The organism is Chitinivorax tropicus, from assembly GCF_014202905.1.
Lineage (GTDB): Bacteria > Pseudomonadota > Gammaproteobacteria > Burkholderiales > SCOH01 > Chitinivorax > Chitinivorax tropicus.
On sequence record NZ_JACHHY010000003.1, the window covers coordinates 124,996 to 140,357 of the forward strand.

General features: G+C 54.9%; 14 protein-coding genes. 7 read left to right on the forward strand and 7 right to left on the reverse strand.

Annotation, left to right across the window (positions count from 1 at the left end; translation table 11 throughout):
- Positions 1-292 precede the first annotated feature (292 nt).
- Entirely contained in the window at positions 293-2,404 is a 2,112-nt protein-coding gene (locus HNQ59_RS03095) for an AsmA family protein (RefSeq protein WP_184035047.1), read from the forward strand.
- A 48-nt stretch (positions 2,405-2,452) separates the two neighbouring features.
- Here HNQ59_RS03095 and HNQ59_RS03100 read toward each other — a convergent pair whose 3' ends face one another.
- Positions 2,453-3,646, reverse strand: coding sequence for an ABC transporter substrate-binding protein (locus tag HNQ59_RS03100; protein WP_184035049.1), 1,194 nt, complete (start codon positions 3,644-3,646; stop codon positions 2,453-2,455).
- Between the two features lie 325 nt (positions 3,647-3,971).
- Between HNQ59_RS03100 and mutY the strand changes: the two genes are divergently transcribed.
- The 6 genes from mutY (at position 3,972) to HNQ59_RS03130 (ending at position 9,715) form a co-directional block, all read left to right on the forward strand.
- Entirely contained in the window at positions 3,972-5,024 is a 1,053-nt protein-coding gene (mutY, locus tag HNQ59_RS03105; protein WP_184035391.1) for an A/G-specific adenine glycosylase, read from the forward strand.
- A 105-nt stretch (positions 5,025-5,129) separates the two neighbouring features.
- On the forward strand, positions 5,130-6,356 hold the full coding sequence (gene argJ / locus HNQ59_RS03110) for a bifunctional glutamate N-acetyltransferase/amino-acid acetyltransferase ArgJ (RefSeq protein WP_184035051.1): 1,227 nt from the start codon (positions 5,130-5,132) through the stop codon (positions 6,354-6,356).
- A gap of 1 nt (position 6,357) precedes the next feature.
- The gene (locus HNQ59_RS03115) at positions 6,358-7,215 is read left to right on the forward strand and encodes an ATP-binding protein (RefSeq protein ID WP_184035053.1); all 858 of its coding nucleotides are present in this window, start codon (positions 6,358-6,360) and stop codon (positions 7,213-7,215) included.
- Complete coding sequence (locus tag HNQ59_RS03120; RefSeq protein ID WP_184035056.1) at positions 7,208-8,146, forward strand: Nudix family hydrolase; 939 nt, start codon at positions 7,208-7,210, stop codon at positions 8,144-8,146. Before HNQ59_RS03115 ends, HNQ59_RS03120 begins: the two co-directional genes overlap by 8 nt.
- Positions 8,143-8,532, forward strand: coding sequence for a hypothetical protein (locus tag HNQ59_RS03125; protein ID WP_184035059.1), 390 nt, complete (start codon positions 8,143-8,145; stop codon positions 8,530-8,532). Before HNQ59_RS03120 ends, HNQ59_RS03125 begins: the two co-directional genes overlap by 4 nt.
- A gap of 190 nt (positions 8,533-8,722) precedes the next feature.
- On the forward strand, positions 8,723-9,715 hold the full coding sequence (locus tag HNQ59_RS03130) for a 2-hydroxyacid dehydrogenase (protein WP_184035062.1): 993 nt from the start codon (positions 8,723-8,725) through the stop codon (positions 9,713-9,715).
- Here the strand turns inward: HNQ59_RS03130 and yacG are convergent.
- The 6 genes from yacG to pilB form a co-directional block, all read right to left on the reverse strand.
- Positions 9,708-9,896 (reverse strand): DNA gyrase inhibitor YacG, encoded by a 189-nt coding sequence (yacG, locus tag HNQ59_RS03135; protein WP_184035065.1) that lies wholly within the window; start codon positions 9,894-9,896, stop codon positions 9,708-9,710. The genes HNQ59_RS03130 and yacG overlap by 8 nt on opposite strands.
- A gap of 87 nt (positions 9,897-9,983) precedes the next feature.
- Positions 9,984-10,742 carry a cell division protein ZapD gene (gene zapD, locus HNQ59_RS03140; protein WP_184035069.1) on the reverse strand — a complete coding sequence of 253 codons (759 nt, stop codon included), beginning with the start codon at positions 10,740-10,742 and terminating at the stop codon, positions 9,984-9,986.
- Between the two features lie 82 nt (positions 10,743-10,824).
- A complete protein-coding gene (gene coaE, locus HNQ59_RS03145) occupies positions 10,825-11,436 on the reverse strand; it encodes a dephospho-CoA kinase (RefSeq protein ID WP_184035071.1) in 612 nt (203 codons plus the stop codon).
- The gene (locus HNQ59_RS03150) at positions 11,433-12,302 is read right to left on the reverse strand and encodes a prepilin peptidase (protein ID WP_184035073.1); all 870 of its coding nucleotides are present in this window, start codon (positions 12,300-12,302) and stop codon (positions 11,433-11,435) included. The genes coaE and HNQ59_RS03150 overlap by 4 nt, the downstream gene beginning before the upstream one ends.
- Before the next feature lie 9 nt (positions 12,303-12,311).
- Entirely contained in the window at positions 12,312-13,538 is a 1,227-nt protein-coding gene (locus tag HNQ59_RS03155; RefSeq protein ID WP_184035075.1) for a type II secretion system F family protein, read from the reverse strand.
- 14 nt (positions 13,539-13,552) lie between these two features.
- Positions 13,553-15,274, reverse strand: coding sequence for a type IV-A pilus assembly ATPase PilB (gene pilB, locus HNQ59_RS03160; RefSeq protein ID WP_184035077.1), 1,722 nt, complete (start codon positions 15,272-15,274; stop codon positions 13,553-13,555).
- Positions 15,275-15,362 lie beyond the last annotated feature (88 nt).

The window sequence follows — 15,362 nt, forward strand, 5'->3', positions numbered from 1 at the left end:
AGTCGCAGTCTGTAAATGGCATCTGAGCGGCCCTGGAATGCGTCCGGCGCGGGTCAACACCGTGCCAACCCTGCCTGAACATAGAGAGATAGCACACCCAACCTTGGCAGTGTTGAGTTGTTCGCTACAATGACAGCTATCCAATTGATTCAACCGGCCACCCGCAACCGCTGACATGTTCGTTGGGTAGGCGGCGATCTTTGGCTGATCGCCAACGCTGGTGGCCGCTTGGCCGGACAGCGATAAAACAAGCCAATATGACCTGTTCTCATCTTCTTCTAGTGCTGTGCATTTGAAACTTCGTTCTGTCGTCTACCTCTTGATGTGTGCTGCTGGTGCTGCAACGGTTGCCAGCTGGGCATGGCCTCGCGTTGCTGATTTAAGCCGTTTTGCACCAGACCTGGCGGAAACTGTACGTGCGTCAACCAATCGCGAGCTATATGTGGGCGGGCCGATGACATTGAAACTGTTTCCGTTGGGGCTGCAGGTGGAACGTGTGACGCTGTCGGAACGAGATGGTAGTGAGGAATTCGTCAGCCTGGACAAGGCGCGCATATCCGTCCGGCCATGGGCGCTGCTGCATGGCCAGATCAGCATCAGTGAGGTGAGCGTGGACGGGCTGCGGGTCAATCTGCGGCGGATGCCTGATGACAGCAATAACTTTGATGATCTGCTGCAGATGCGTTCTGCTTCCAACATCGATTGGACATTGGATCAACTGATCGCCAAACAATCACAGCTGCGTTGGTACGACAACGATGGCAAGCCCCGCTGGGCGTTGCGCCATGCAGCGCTGCATGGTGATCGCGAAGAGGCGGATCAGCCGATGCAACTCAAGCTGGAAGGCGATCTGCTGCACCCGGGGTTTTCCGGGCGGGTGGCGGCATCAGGCTGGATGCGCCTGAATCCTCGCCTGCAGGAGCTGGCCTTGCCCAATCTGCGCCTGAAGTGGTCTGGGCAGGCAGAGCAGGCCCGGATTGGTCTCACTGTCGAAGGCAATGTGCGCTATGCCAGTGGCGTGGCTAGCTTGTCGGGTGCCAGGGTGAATTTTGACGCTCGAGCTGGCGCGATGGCCTTGACGGCCAATGGGCGAATGCCCAGTGCGCAGTGGGAAGCAGGGCGGTTCACCGCGCCAGAGCTGACGCTGAAAGGCGCGCTGAAGCAAAAGGCTGATAGCGGTGCCGTTGATATCCAATGGCACAACTTGATGGCTGAAACCAATGGCCTGAGCGCGGACAGTGTCATTCACTTCCTGGCCAAGCATGAACACTATGGCGTCAACGCCAAATTGGCCGGCCCGATACGGGTTGGAGCGGGCTTCAGTCGATTTTCGTTGCCAGAAGTCAAACTGGATGTCGGGCTGGTGCGGGATGGCGATGCCCAGCCGTTTTCTTTTCTGGAAGCCAAGGGCAGCGCGTCATTGGACTGGCCTGAACAGCTTGTCCAAGCCGAACTTGTCGGCCAATACGATGGTGGCGCGGCCAATGTCAGGCTGGCGATGCGGGACTTCTCGGCCCCGTTGTACGATTTGAATGCGGACATCGCCAAGCTGGATCTTAATCGTCTGGTGCTGGCGCCTGTCAAAGACAATAGCAAGCCCGGCGAGCAGGGCTCGGCACTGAATACCAGGATTGATCTCTCGCTGTTCCGGGACTGGACAGGTAAGGCCGAATTGCGTGTCGGTGAGCTGATTGCAGGCGGGTTAAGCTGTGGCCAGGTGCTGATGGGCATCAAAAGTGAACGAGGAGTGCTGGATATCGAGCCGTTCGCCGCCAGCATTTATCAAGGCACCTTGAGTGGGTCTGGTCGGGTGACATTGTCCGAGGTGCCCAGTTTTGAATTGCATCAACGGCTAGTTGGGCTCAACGTGCGCCCCCTGCTGCAGGACCTGATCAGCCTGGAGCGCCTGGAGGGAAAAGGCGAAGCAGAAGTGTCGCTGGCGGCAAGCGGTGACTCATTGAACGAGATCCGCAAGAGCCTGAATGGCAAACTTGCGCTCAAACTGGAGGATGGCGCGCTACGGGGCATCAACCTAGGTCGCTTGGTCGGCCACCCGGCAGGCTCGGGTCAGAACAATGCCGACGCACGCACCATGTTCAAGACCCTGCAGGCCACCTTTATGGTGGATAAAGGGGTTGCGGTGAATGATGATCTGAAGCTGGATGCGCCCATGCTGGCGGTGACGGGTCAGGGTCAGCTCGATCTGGTGAAGGATTCCATCAGCTATCAGATGGCTGCGCAATTGCCAACAGCCAGTAAGCCGACTAAAGGCAGCAAACAAAAGGCGGTGATCCCGGTCACGATCTCCGGGGCGTTGAGCTCCCCTCAATACCAAGTCGATATGCGCCCGTTGCTCGAAAAAATGGCGCATGACAGCCAGCCCAAAGCATCCCCTCAGAAATGACAATGGGCCGCGTGTCGGCCCATTTGTTTGGAAGTCAGCTGCGATGTGTCACCGCATCAGCTCACCTTCTCTGCCAATCACCGTGATATCCACAAACCTCGAACCACGACGTTCCTGGTCATTGAAATTGACGATATACCCGCCGACATCCTGGCTCTTCAAGCCTTCCAATGCCTCACGCATCTTGGCCCGACTGGTGCCGCCTTTTCTGACTGCTTCGGTGATGACCTTGGCAATGATGTGCCCTTCCATCGTCGAATAGGTCAAGGGCACATTCGGCGCAAATTCCTTCATGGTCCGCTGGTGCTCTTTCGAGACGGGCGTCAGCGAATTCCACGGCATGGGCACGACCTGCGAAATCCCAACCCCTTGTGTCTTGCTCCCCAGTGCTTTCACCAACGATTTATAGCTCACGGCTGACAAGGCAAACAGCTGCGCACCGGGGTCAACCTCCCGGTACTGTTGCACAAAAGCCTGGGCTGGTTCGCCGGTTGCAATGATCACCACGCCTTGAGGCCTGGGTTGGTTGATGGTCTTGACCGCCTCTTTGACATCACCCGTCTTCAGATTGTAGATACCCTTGGAGGCCAGCTCCAGATTGTGTTCCCGTAGGGCGGCGGAGACTGCGGCCAAGCCGGATTTGCCAAAGGCGTCGTCGGAATACAGTACGCCCATTTTCTGCATGCCCAGGCTGACGGCTTGTTTGACGATCTTGCGTGCTTCGTCGCCATAACCCGCACGGATATGGAACAGCTGTGGAACGTAGCCTTCCTGAAAGGTATCGCCTTCCAGCTTATAGTTGCCCTGTCCGGCGGCTTTTTCCTCTGTGCCAAAGGGGGCGCGTAAGCTGTCCGCACCTGTCATGGGGCCAACAAGCGATAAGTCGGCATCCTTTAATTTTTTGGTGCGAACCAGCAGGGCGACGTTTGCGGTGCCAGTGTAACCCGCCAATACCGCCACACCATCGGTGATGAATGCCTGGGTGTTCTGGAGGGTTTTGGCGGGCAAGCTGGCATCGTCTTTGACGAGCAGCGAGATTTTCCGGCCATTGACCCCACCCTTGGCATTCACGGAATCAAAGTAGGCTTTCATGCCAGCGGAAAGCTCTTTGCCGTTCTCGGCAAGCGGGCCGGTCAGCGCGACAGATTGGCCGACGACGATAGTATCGTCGGCTGCCAGGGCATGGTTGGCAAAAGCTAGACAGACTGCAAAAAGCGACGCGCGGGAAGCGTATCGGATCATATTGGGCACCACCTGTGACAAGACTAAATTCGCAAGCAAACTTGCATGATGGCGAATAAATCTACCGAATTGCAATAGCATCTTCTAAATAATTTTATGATATTAAGAGATATTTTACTAATGCATTGTTAGAATATGGTAGTTGAGAACGGCCCGTAGTGCCATGGTGTCGTGGCAAATGTCAGGCTTTTTCAGCCGCTGGCAGCGATCCTCGACAAATTTCTGTCAGATCAGGGCCAGCCTGAATGGCAGATCAAGTAAGCGACTGGTTACGTTGATGAATATGAAACGTAATCAGGCTGATTCCATACCCGATGTCTATTGCATGTCTACACAACAAAGCCCTACTTTTTCGACGCGTCTGATCGAGTGGCAGCATGTCCATGGCCGCCATGGTCTACCTTGGCATAGCAGCAACCCATACCACGTGTGGTTGTCCGAGATCATGCTGCAACAGACGCAGGTTAACACTGTTATTCCTTACTATCAGGCTTTTCTGGCGAAATTTCCAACCATTCTGACTTTGGCGGAGGCTGGCTCAGATGAGGTCATGGCAGCCTGGAGTGGGCTGGGGTATTACACCCGTGCCAGAAACCTGCACCGGGCGGCGCAGTTGATTGTGGCTCAGCATCAGGGGCAGTTTCCAGATGATGTGGAGCAGGTCATGGCGTTGCCTGGCATTGGTCGCTCGACTGCCGCCGCAATCTGCGCTTTTGCATTCGGGCAATGTCGGCCCATTCTGGATGGCAATGTGAAGCGGGTGTTGGCGCGTTGGGCTGGCATAACGGGCTTTCCTGGTGACAAAAAGGTCGAGGCCGCCATGTGGGTGCTGGCTGAGCAGCTGGTCCCCCAAGCTGATATTGAAACCTATACCCAGGCCCAGATGGACTTGGGCAGCTTGGTCTGCACCCGTAGCAAACCACGTTGTGATGTCTGCCCGGTGGCGGCGGATTGTGTGGCGCGGCAGACAGGGCGGACAACATCGTTGCCGACGCCAAAGCCCCGTAAAGCCATTCCAACCCGCGCCACCACCATGCTGCTGATCTGGCGTGGTGATAAGCTGTTGCTGCAAAAGCGGCCAGATCGGGGAATCTGGGGTGGGCTATGGTGCTTGCCAGAGGTGGATACCAGCCTGGATGCCGAGGCGTGGTGTGCCCGGCACGGCATGGCTTTGGAGTCCACAACTTGTCTGCCAGCGTTTGAACATGTCTTCACTCATTTCAGACTGACCATCAGCCCGGTGGCTTGTGAGGTGAGTGGCCCTGGGCTCACTCCAGATGAACAGTGGCAATGGTTCGATCACAAGTCGGCGCTGGCGGCGGGTATTCCCCAGCCGCTCAGGCGTTTGCTGACCAACCGGCAGGCAGTTTTATTGTAGAGGCGGGCCCAATTGGGTGTCGCTGTCATGGCGGATCATGCGGCGGCCATGTTCTGCGGTAAAATGCCGCATCATTTTGCAGCCCGTTTCGACAAAGGATTTGTTATGCCAGTCAATCTGCCCGCCCTTGATCCTGCTCACCTGTTTCCCGTGCCTGGCGTCGAGCTGGGTTATGCCTGCGCAGGCATCAAAAAGCCGAATCGCAAAGATGTCCTGCTGTTCCGTCTCGGTGCCGGTGCGACGGTGGCTGGGGTTTTCACCCAAAACCGCTTTTGCGCGGCACCAGTAATCCTCTCCAAAGATCATTTGTCGCACGGTGATATTCGTGCGCTGGTGATCAACACAGGTAATGCCAATGCGGGAACGGGTGAAAAAGGATTGTTGGATGCGCGTGCAGTGTGTGAGGCGGTAGCCAGCCAGTTGGGCGTCAAATCGGCCCAGGTGCTGCCTTTTTCGACGGGCGTGATTCTGGAGCCCCTGCCTGTGGAGAAGATCTTCGCGGGGCTGCCGCAGGCCAAGGCTGATCTGAAAGAGGACAATTGGGCGAACGCGGCAGAGGCGATCATGACCACCGATACGCAGCCCAAGGCGACATCTCGCCGGGTCGTGATCGCTGGACAGACCATTACCATCACCGGTATTTCCAAGGGTGCTGGCATGATCCGCCCGAATATGGCGACCATGCTGGGCTTTGTCGCGATGGATGCCGCCGTGCCACAGGCAGTGCTGCAGGAGTTGGTCGGCTATGCTGCCAATCGTTCATTCAACCGTATCACGATTGATGGCGACACCTCGACCAATGATTCCTTCATCATGATGGCCTCTGGTCGGGTACAGATACCGGGCTTTGCCGATACCAGCAGTGCGGAATTCCAAGCACTGCGGGACGCTGTGACCGAAGTATCCACCTGGTTGGCGCAAGCCATTGTGCGGGATGGAGAGGGGGCGACCAAATTCATCTCGGTGCAGGTCGAAGGCGGACGTGATGAGGCTGAATGCGCCGCAGTGGCCTATGCGATTGCACATTCACCGCTGGTCAAGACAGCATTTTTTGCCTCTGATCCGAACCTGGGCCGTATTCTGGCGGCGATAGGGTATGCGGGGATCGGTGATCTGGATGTCAGCAAGATCGATCTGTACCTGGACGACGTGTGGGTGGCCAAGCAAGGTGGGCGCAACCCGGATTATTGTGAGGAAGATGGCCAACGTGTGATGAAACAGTCCGAGATTACCGTGCGGGTGCTGCTGAATCGTGGCGATGCCCGCACAACTGTTTGGACATGTGATTTTTCTTACGACTACGTTCGCATCAACGCAGATTACCGTAGCTGACATGACTGATATCGCTGCCATACTGACCCGCACCGAGCAGTTGTTGACACGGCTGGAGGCCATGCTGCCTGCCCCGACCCCTGCAACCGATTGGCAGGCTGAGGCGTTCCTGTGGCGTAGCCACCAGGGGCGCGGCTATCTGCAGGCGGTGCGGCACCCGCACCGGATTCACCTTGACGATTTGCACAATATCGAGCCGCAGAAGGCGCGAGTTGTCCAGAATACCCGCCAGTTTGTCGAGGGCAAGCCTGCAAACAATGTGCTGTTGACAGGCGCCAGAGGCACCGGTAAGTCATCCTTGGTCAAGGCGGTATTGAATGCGTTTGCAGATTATGGCCTGCGTTTGATTGAGGTGGATAAGGCTGATCTGGTGCACCTGCCCGACATCGTCGATCAGATCGCAGACCGCCCAGAGCGTTTCATCATCTTCTGTGATGACCTCTCGTTTGATGAGGGCGAGGCAGGGTATAAGGCGCTCAAGTCTGCATTGGATGGCTCCATCGCGGGCGCGGCGGACAATCTGCTGTTGTATGCCACCTCCAATCGTCGGCACCTGTTACCAGAGTATTTCCATGAAAATGAGCGGACCCGTTATGTAGGTGAGGAGATCCACCCAGCGGAAGCGGTGGAGGAAAAAGTCTCTTTGTCCGAGCGCTTCGGGTTGTGGGTGTCTTTCCACTCATTTGATCAAGCGCAATATCTGCAAGCGGTGGGCCACTGGCTGCAGCACTTTGGTGTGCCTATGCCGTTGACCGAGGACATGACGCGCGCCGCACTGCAATGGGCGTTGTCGCGCGGCATGCGTAGTGGTCGGGTGGCGTGGCAGTTTGCACGGGACTGGGCGGGGCTGCATGGCTGATCGCATTGTGGATGTGGTGGCAGGGGTGTTGTTGCGGCCAGATGGTGCTTTTTTCATGGCCAGCCGCCCCGAGGGTAAGGTTTACGCCGGGTACTGGGAATTCCCTGGCGGTAAGGTCGAGCCAGGCGAGGCACGCTATGCGGCATTGGTTCGCGAATTGCATGAAGAGCTGGGGATCGAGGTGCAGCGGGCGACCCCTTGGCTGACTCAGGTGTTTGCCTATCCTCACGCGACAGTGCGTTTGAATTTCTTTCTGGTGCACCACTGGCTGGGAGCGCCTCACCCAAAAGAAGGTCAGCAATTTGCGTGGCAGACGGCAGGCGATCTGTCTGTCAGCCCGGTGCTACCGGCCAATACACCGATCTTCCGTGCGTTGGCGCTGCCAGCGTATTACGCGATCACCAATGCGGGTGAGCTGGGGGTGGATGAACAGCTGAGGCGTCTGGATTCGGCGCTGTCCAATGGCGTGCGGTTGATTCAGGTTCGCGAGAAGCAGCTTCCCATGCCTGAACGATTGACGTTTGCCAAGGCTGTTGTCGCTCTCGCTAGGCCCCATCAAGCCAAGGTCTTTTTCAATGGCAGCCTGGAGGAGGCATTGGAAGTCGGCGCGGATGGCTTGCATTTGACCAGCACTGCATTACATCAATACACAACCCGACCCGCTATTGAATGGGTTGGCGCCTCTTGCCACCACGCCGCAGATCTCCTCCAGGCCAAACAGCTGGGTGTTGACTACGCGTTATTAGGCTCAGTGCTACCCACGTTGTCCCATCCGGACGGCCAGGTTTTGGGATGGGATGCATTTAGGGCGTTGCATGCGGAGGGGTGGCCGCTACCCATCTATGCCTTGGGTGGTATGACACCCACCATGCTGGCTGACGCCCAGGGGTATGGCGCACATGGGGTTGCCATGCAAAGGCAGATCTGGTGAGGGCAATTGGCCTGGCTGGATTGCTGCTGTTGGTGCTGGCTGGTTGTGGTAAGGACACCATCCCCGTCGTGGCCTGCCCCGATCTGACGCAAGGGTGTCGCTTCAGCATTGCGGATCAAGCTGTGCAGGCAGAGGCAAAGGGGCCGATTTCCACCTTTCGTCCATTTGATCTGACGATTCGTACCGCTCCGGCGGCCCAAATGACCGTGCAGTTTTCCATGTTAGGCATGGAGATGGGGCCAGGCCGGTATCGCTTACAGCAGTCCTCGCCCGGTATATGGGTCGGGAAAATCATGCTGCCTGTGTGTATTCAGGGGCGGCGTGATTGGCAGATGCTAGTGGATATGGACGGCAAGCAAGTCCTCGTGCCATTCTCCAGTTCCTGAGCGACGGCTGATGGATATCAAGATGTTGTTCACCAGAACGCGTTAAGCTCTACTCGACAATCGGGTAGTCGATATCTAGTGGCAGCTGGCCCCCACTCCAGACCATGCCTTGTCTATATTGTGTTGCTTGAGGTGGTATCAGGCTTTCTGTCGGGCTTGGTCGCCTCGGGCCACTCTATCTGGAGCGCATATGAAAATTGCAGTCTTTGATACCCATTCCTATGATCGTGACGCACTGACACTGGCAAATCAGCAATTCGGACATGAATTGCATTTCTTCGAGGCTCGATTGACGGCGCAGACGGCTGGGTTGGCGAGTGGTTTCGAGGTGGTATGCCCATTTGTGAATGACAAGCTGAATGCGGAAACCCTGGCGCAGCTATATCAAGTGGGGGTGCGCCTCATTGCACTGCGGGCCGCCGGGTATAACGCCATCGACGTACCCGAGGCCAGGCGGCTCGGCATGCGCGTGGTCAGGGTGCCCGCTTATTCACCTCATGCCGTGGCTGAACATGCCTTTGCCTTGCTGTTGAGCTTGGTACGCAAGACACACCGCGCCTATAACCGGGTGCGTGATGGCAACTTTGCTTTGGATGGCTTGGTAGGCTTTGATCTATATGGCAAGACCGTTGGTGTCATTGGTACAGGTCGTATCGGGCAAGCTGCCATTGGCATCGCACGTGGGTTTGGTTGCCGCGTATTGGCCGATGATCTGTATCCGGACACCGCTCTGGCTCAGGCAATGGGCTTCGAATATGTCCCCCGTGAAGTGTTGTTGGCGCAGTCCGACGTGGTCTCGCTGCATTTGCCCCTGACCCCGGACAGTCGCCATCTGATCAATCAGGATTCCCTACACGGCATGAAACACGGTGCTATTCTGATCAACACAAGTCGGGGTGCCCTGGTCGATACGATGGCTTTGATCCAGGCGTTGAAGTCAGGCAGGCTCGGTGGGGTGGGGCTGGATGTCTATGAGCTGGAGGAGGGTGTCTTTTTCCAGAACCTCTCTGACAAGCCGCTGCAGGATGATCAGCTGGCCAGATTGCTGACCTTCCCGAATGTGCTGATCACCTCACATCAAGGTTTTCTGACCCGTGAGGCATTGGGCAATATCGCCCAGACAACCTTGGACAACGTCAGCGCATACGAAAGTGGCAAAAAGCTGGAAAACGAAGTCAGTTGAGCATGTCGTCAATGGTCGGGGCTTCGTCCTTGCATGGGATGCGGTAGGCCTCGTTTGCCCATTGCCCAAGATCAATCAGTCGGCATCGCTCTGAGCAGAAAGGGCGATGCGGGCTGGCGGACGACCAGGTAACCGGCGTGCGGCATTGCGGGCAGGGGACTTGTTTGGGCGGCTTGAACATCGTGATGGTGCTCTCGATAGGGATTCACTCAGGCCGTATTATCGCATGCCTAGCCCCTGATGCTGCATATCAGGCCTAATCAGGGGGTTACAGATTACAGTAGGTGAGGTTGAATTCAACGTCGCCTTCGAACTGCCTTGGTTTGTCCTGACCAGTGACAGGGTGTGTGAATCGGACGTTGATCGCGTATTTGTTGGCAGACAGCTCCGGTACGCAGGCATACGACTCTTCCAGCGAAACCTTCAGCAATTGCACGATCTTACCGCCCGACATTTGCTGGAAGACGCCATTCCTGGCGGTATAGTGCATCGCTTTACCACTGTCCCGAAGCAGGTGCAGCACGATGGCAAAGCCATCCTGAAGCGGTGTCAGCGGGGCAATCCAGTCACGCAGGTCCGCTTGGCGTGCGTCGGCTGGTTTGCGCTGCCAATAATAATAGGACGGCAGATCAAATTCACATGCTCCGCCAGGAATCGACGTGCGCTGTTTGATGCTCATCAGCCATTCGTTATCACGCAGATATTGGCCAATCCGCCCAACCATTTCCAGCAGCTTGGCCGAGGCATGCTCAATATCGTTCAGGATCTGATCCAGCGCATCCTCTGCTATCTGTGGGTTGTTGCGGAGTGCTTCAAGGGTGTGCTTTTGTCGCTCAAGCTCTTGAATCAGATCTGATTTGAGATCGGCCCTGCTGGCCACTTCCATGATCTCAAACATCACCATCAATGCAGCATGGTGATCGTGCGATTCTTGCTTGTCGGCAAAGTGATCGAAGCGGGCGAACAAATCCTCCAGCCGTAACATGGTACGGATGCGTTCGTTCAATGGAAACTCGTAACTGATCACTGGATCTGCCGTTGATCGAAATAATCCATCAATTCTGAGGGATAAAGGCGGAATTGACAAATGTCACTCGAAGTTTCATTGGTTACTGATTGATTTGTCTGGATAATTCATTATAGAGCGTATCCAGCGTGTCAACCTGAGATTGTAATGAATCAGATGTGCCATCATTGTTGATCACATCATCCGCAAAGGCAAGACGGGCTTTCCTCGATGCCTGTTTGAGCATGATGGCTCGCACCTCGGCTTCAGTCAGCTTGCTGCGAGCCATGACGCGATGTATCTGTGTCGCCTCTTCGCAGTCGATGACCAGTACGCGATTGACCATTTTGAGGTAGGTTCCGGTTTCGACCAGCAGGGGTACGGCCAGCAAGGTATAGCTTGCGCTGATGTGTGCAAGTTCTTCCAATACGGTCTCGCGGATCAGTGGGTGCAACAACTGTTCCAGCTTGTTTTTGGCTTCAACGTCTGCGAACACCAACTCCCGCATCGTTTTACGATCCATTGCGCCATTGATATCAATAAATGATGCGCCAAATGCTTGTCTGATGGGTTCAATTGCCCTTCCCCGAGGCTGAGTCAGCCGATGAGCAATTTCATCCGTATCAATCAAACCTGCTCCGTGTGCAACAAACAAGTTGGCTACGGTTGATTTACCTGAGCCGATGCCGCCAGTCAATCCAACCAGGAACGTCATATACGAATACCCAACAGACCGGCAATTTCCGGGCCCCACAACATGGAAACCATACCAGCCATGGCCAGGTAAGGGCCAAAGGCAAAACGGGACTCAAGGCCTCGTTGGGCCATGATGTTGGTGATGATGCCACCTATGACACCCAACACCGAGGAGATCAGAATGATTTGAGGCAGGGCAAGCCATCCTAGCCAAGCTCCTAGCGCTGCCAACAATTTGAAGTCGCCATAGCCCATTCCTTCTTTGCCGCGGATCAGCTTGAATAGCCAGTACACGCTCCATAGGATCAAATAGCCCGCCATCGCACCGACGATGGACTCTTTCAGTGGTAAACCCAACCAGCCGTTCAGGTTGAAGAAGATACCCAACCACATAAGTGGTAGGGTGATGTCATCAGGCAGAAGCTGCTTGTCGAAATCGATGAAGGTCAGCGCAATCAGCGCCCAGCTGAACAAGAGTGCTCCCGCCGTGAGCGGGCCTGGCCCAAAACGAAAACCAATATAGCCACTGACTAAGCCCGTGAGCAATTCAACCAGCGGGTAGCGAATGCTGATCGAGGCTTGGCAACCTTTGCATCGACCTCGCAGCAGTAAAAAGTAGCTGATCAGTGGGATGTTGTCGATTGCCCGAATCTGATAGCCACAATGCGGGCAGGCAGAGCGAGGCGCAATCAAGTTGTATTTGGGCAGTGGTGGCGGTGTTTCGCCCTGAAGTAGCTGGCATTGTTCTTGCCAATCGCGTTCCATCATGATCGGAAGGCGATGGATGACGACATTCAGAAAACTGCCTACCAGCAAGCCCAATACCAAACAAACGCCCGCGAAGGTCGCGGGCGATGTCGAAAATATGAAAAGGAGATCTGCCATTCTGGATACTTAACCGACTGCTTGGCCCATTTTGAAGATGGGTAGATACATGGCAACCACAATACCACCAATCAATGTGCCCAGCACGACCATGATGATCGGTTCCATCAAACTGGAGAGGGCCTCGACTGCATTATCAACTTCTTCTTCGAAGTAGTCAGCAACCTTGCTCAGCATGGAGTCCAGCGCGCCAGACTCCTCGCCAATGGCTGTCATCTGCAGCACCATATTCGGGAACACATCCGCATTTTGCATGGCAACCGTCAGGCTGGTACCAGTTGAAACTTCCGCTTGAATTTTCTTGGTTGCATCGGTGTAAACCTGGTTGCCCGCTGCGCCACCTACAGAGTCCAATGCTTCCACCAGTGGAACGCCGGCGGCAAACATGGTGGACAATGTCCGTGTCCAGCGGGCAATGGTGGCTTTGCGGATGATGTCACCAAATACGGGCGCTTTCAAAATCCATCGATCCATGGCGATTTGCATGGCTCGTGATCGTTTTTTGGCTTCGATGAATCCAAATACACCACCGAAAATACCACCAAAGATCAGCCACCAATATTCAACGAAAAATTCAGAAATGGCCATGACCATCAAGGTCGGACCTGGAAGATCAGCACCAAAACTGGAGAACAGATCCTTGAAGGCTGGGATCACGAAGATCATGATCACTGCCGTGATGACAAAAGCGGCCACAATCACGGCTGTGGGGTAGAACATTGCGGACTTGATCTTGGATTTGACTGACAGAATCTTTTCTTTGTAGGTTGCCAGTCGGTCTAACAGCCCTTCCAAAATACCTGCCTGTTCACCCGCCTGCACCAGGTTACAGAATAAATTGTCAAAATACAGGGGACGTTTTCGAAAGGCAGCGGTCAGGCTCATCCCAGTTTCGACGTCTGATTTGATATCGAGCAATAAGCGGGTCACTGCGGGGTTACTATGGCCTTTCGCCACAATATCAAAAGACTGTAGCAATGGCACCCCCGATTTCATCATCGTGGCCATTTGCCGGGTGAACATCGCAATATCTTTCTCGGTGATCTTCCTGCCTGTGCTGGTCCGTTGCCGCTTGACCCGTGCGACACGGATACCCTGCCGACGTAGTGTGGCTTGTACCTGTGCCTCTCCTCCGGCGCTCATTTCACCTTTGACACGCTTGCCATAGCGATCCTGTCCTTCCCAGGCAAACATGTATTGCTTGGTCTTGGGCTGACGTCGAGTTGCTACTGCCATTTATTATCCCCAGATTATTCGTTGGTTACCGACTCGACCTCTTCCAGAGAAGTCATGCCCTGCTTGACTTTCAAAAGGCCTGATTGGCGCAGATCCTTGACACCTTCACGCTGTGCCTGGTCTGCAATATCCATGGCAGTGCCATTGCTCAGAATGATCCGCTGTGTTTCCTCTGAGATCGGCATGACTTGATAGATGCCTACCCGGCCCTTATAGCCTGAACCTTTGCAGGTGTCGCAACCGACAGGCCCATAAGGTTTCCAGGAGCCATCCAGATCTTCTTCGCTGAAGCCGGCTTGCAACAAGGCATCGCGGGGTAGGTCAACTGGCTTTTTACAACCAGAACAAAGTCGTCGAGCAAGGCGCTGTGCGGTGATCAAAATCACGGAGCTGGCAATATTGAACGGCGCAACCCCCATATTCATGAGCCGCGTCAGTGTTGTAGGAGCATCATTGGTGTGCAATGTCGAAAACACCATGTGCCCCGTCTGCGCGGCTTTGATGGCAATATCAGCCGTTTCCAGATCCCGGATTTCACCAACCATGATGATGTCTGGATCTTGGCGTAGGAAGGATTTCAATGCCGCAGAAAATGTCAGCCCTGCTTTTTCATTGACGTTGACCTGATTGATGCCGGGCAAGTTGATTTCGGCTGGGTCTTCTGCTGTCGAAATATTGATACCTGGTTCATTCAAGATGTTGAGACAGGTGTATAGCGATACGGTTTTACCGGAGCCCGTTGGCCCTGTGACCAAGACCATGCCATACGGTCGGCGGATGGCACTCATCAGCGCTTCTTTTTGCGCGGGCTCATAGCCGAGTGCGTCGATCCCAAGTGTTGCGCTGGATGGATCCAGAATACGCATGACGATCTTTTCGCCGAACAAGGTTGGTAGCGTACTGACACGAAAGTCGATTGCCCGGGTGCCGGACAATTTCAATTTCATGCGGCCATCCTGTGGTACACGTTTCTCCGAAATATCCAGGCTGGAAATGACCTTGATCCGTGCGGCAATCTTCTCTTTCAGCGCCAGGGGGGGTTGTGCTACTTCTTTGAGCATGCCGTCTACCCGGTAGCGAACCCGATAGAATTTCTCATATGGCTCAAAGTGGATATCCGATGCGCCAGCGTTGATCGCGTCTAGCAGGACTTTCTGGACATAGCGAACAACCGGTGCGTCGTCTACATCGACATTGGTATCTGACTCCGCAGGCTCCTCTGCCGCTGCTGTGGTATCCATATCCAATGCAATGTCATCGTCAACCAATGACTGCAAGTTTGCGCCGCTGGCCTCAACGGTTTTCTCGATGTAGATACCGAGCTTATTGTCCTCCACCACGATGGGATCGACCGCCAGACTGGTCTGGAACTTTGCTTCCTCCAAGGCTTGCAGATTGGTCGGGTCGGAAATCGCGACAAATAGCTTGTTTCCGCGTTTATACAATGGCAATACACGTCGGCTGACCATCAGTTTGTGATCAATCGCCTTGGTCGGGATGCTGGCGAGATCAACTACATTGAGATCAAGCAATGGAAAGCCAAAAGTCTGGGAGGCAAACTCTGCAATCTGATAAGCGTTGAGCCGTTTACTCAGCAATACCTGCTGGATGAACGAAATCCCTGCTGTGTTTGCTTGAGATTGCAAATTGTCGGCATCGGTCTGCGGAAGCAGATTGTGCTGAACAAGCGCACGTGCGAGCCCGGATAGTTGTGTGGAGGAAGGCGATGCGGCCATGGTTGCAGCAGTCTGTTTATTAGTAACCGTTAAAATTCACAAATAATGCACTCGACATGAAACTTTGTAAAGCGTATGAGCTATGTCT